The organism is Dietzia cinnamea NBRC 102147, from assembly GCF_001571065.1.
GTDB classification, from domain to species: domain Bacteria; phylum Actinomycetota; class Actinomycetes; order Mycobacteriales; family Mycobacteriaceae; genus Dietzia; species Dietzia cinnamea.
On the sequence record NZ_BCSW01000119.1, the window covers coordinates 1 to 2,095 of the forward strand.

General features: G+C 63.5%; 3 protein-coding genes. 2 read left to right on the plus strand and 1 reads right to left on the minus strand.

All coding sequences use genetic code 11. The annotated features are described in order from the left end of the window. The coding region (locus tag DCI01S_RS16345) for a hypothetical protein (protein ID WP_156482668.1) at positions 1–273 on the minus strand (273 nt) is incomplete at its 3' end. Between the two features lie 1,020 nt (positions 274–1,293). Between DCI01S_RS16345 and DCI01S_RS16350 the strand changes: the two genes are divergently transcribed. Both DCI01S_RS16350 and DCI01S_RS16355 read left to right on the plus strand, forming a co-directional pair. Next, the gene (locus DCI01S_RS16350; RefSeq protein ID WP_061230192.1) at positions 1,294–1,557 is read left to right on the plus strand and encodes a type II toxin-antitoxin system prevent-host-death family antitoxin; all 264 of its coding nucleotides are present in this window, start codon (positions 1,294–1,296) and stop codon (positions 1,555–1,557) included. Further along, positions 1,554–1,811 (plus strand): type II toxin-antitoxin system RelE family toxin, encoded by a 258-nt coding sequence (locus tag DCI01S_RS16355; protein WP_061230193.1) that lies wholly within the window; start codon positions 1,554–1,556, stop codon positions 1,809–1,811. Before DCI01S_RS16350 ends, DCI01S_RS16355 begins: the two co-directional genes overlap by 4 nt. Positions 1,812–2,095 lie beyond the last annotated feature (284 nt).

The following is a 2,095-nucleotide window of genomic DNA, read 5'->3' on the forward strand; positions in this document are numbered from 1 at the left end:
AGCCGAGTCCCTACATACAGCGTCTGCAAGGTCGAACTCGGACGAACTGCCCTGCGCATAGACACCGATCTTGTGGAACTCTGCGGTGATGCGTTCAGCCTTGGTCTGAGGAGCACTTGGCGTTGACGTTGACGAGGATTTTCCACCCGACTGGGTGTCGAATATGTACCCCACGACGCCCACGAGTACCAGCCCCACCACGATGATCGCGCCGATCAGCGAGACGATAAGGATTGTCCGCTTCTTCTCTTCGGGCGTGTAATCGAACTGCATCAGTAATCCTCCTGGCACTCGCAACGGGGGCGGGCCTTGCTCGTCTGTCCGCGAGCGGTTGTTTCGCGGGTGGTCCAGCCAGTCGAGCCAGCCGTTTCCCCCCTTCGGCTTGAGGCCTTCACGTCGAACTTTTCGAGTGGGTTCACACTCTCTACATCCAACAGAGACACCCCAGGGTTACGTTTAGCCGAACCGAGCCACGTTCAACGTGCATCGAAGCCGCTCAACTTTTGGTCTGCCGCGAGTGATGTGGTTGGCCCGATGCCGGGCGATGCGGCCAGCTAGTACCGCAAGACGTTCCACGCCCGCCGGAGACGACTGACATTCGCTCGTGGCTGCCTATAGGGGCCGAGGGTGGGTACTTGGTCAGGAATAGGGGGCGCAGCGTTTCGTGGTGATTCTGGAGCCGATGACGTCGGTGCCTCGATCATCCGGCGATACAGGTCTCGCTCACGCTCGACGGACTCACGGAGCCGACGCTCGGCGTCTCGCTCGACCACGGCCACGCGGGCATCTGCTCGGGCTTCGGCTAGTTCGAGCCGCAATCGTGCCGTGTCGTCGTGGTCCCGGGCCTCGGACGACTGGTGGACCTTGGTCTGTCTGCCCGGTGCGAACCCGGCTGCCCGTAGCGCATCCGGGGTGATCCTCCATGCCCCGGCGTCGTCCTTGGTTGCTTGCAGGCGTCCCGATTTGAGCGCCTCATGGATCGTGCTGCGGGATACCCCTGTTTCGCGGGCGGCTTGCACTGCCGACCAGCGTGGTGGGCCCATGTCGGAAGACACCTGTCCCGGTCTGTTGTGCGATCCACCGTCAGCGGTCATGTCGTAAGGGTGCCGCCACTGTTCACAGGGTGTATCCCGACACGCCGCCACCCCTGTCGGAAAACATGTCGGCAGGGGTGACGGGTCGCATGTCGCTAGGCATGGTCGGCGACTCTTCCTGGATAAGCGTTGACGCGCTAAACACTCCGCCCCGACCATCAGATTGTGTACACAGTTTCATAAGCGTACACTTGACCGCATGGATACCGTGAGGACCGAGATCTCGACGCGAGAGCTGCGCAGCAAGCTCGCCGACGTGCTCGGCCGGGCGATGTACGCCGGTGAGCGCATCGGTGTGACACGCAACGGCAAGCTCGCCGCCGTGGTGGTCAGCGTTGCCGACGTGGAAGCCCTCGAAGAGTTCGAGATGGCTCAGGACGTTGCCGCCTACCGTGAGGCTAAGACCGCCGATGACGGCACGCGGGTGACGCTGGAGGAGCTCCGCGCCGACCTCGCTTCGTGAGCTATCGGGTCGAGTTCACCGCGGCGGCAGCGCGGCAGGTAAAGAAGCTGCCGAGACCGGCGCGCGATCGTGTCCTCGACGCCATCGAGGACCTGGGAGAAGACCCCCGACCCCACGGGGCGCGAAAACTCGTCGGAGAGCGGACCGCCTGGCGCATCCGGATCGGGGACTACCGAGTCCTTTACGACGTATTCGACTCAGAGCTGACTGTCTTCGTCGTGCGAGCTGCGCACCGTCGCGAGGTATACGACTGATAAGGCGGCTCAAAGACTGAAACCGCATACGCCGGGTGCCGTGCCGTGCCCGCCGTACATGTGCACGGCACGCCTGCGCGCACACCCTCTGAGCAGCGGCGAGTTGTCGTGGACATGTATTGCACACCCCCGCCGGACATGCCCGCGATGCAGGGGCTGATCATGTACCTCCCCCGGGGCTCAGCCTCGCGCAGGGTCTCGAAGGTGACTTCAGCGCGGGCCCGGGACGGTTGGATTGAACACACGCTGGGCCCAACGGCAGCTGGTCCTGAGTCGCTCAACTG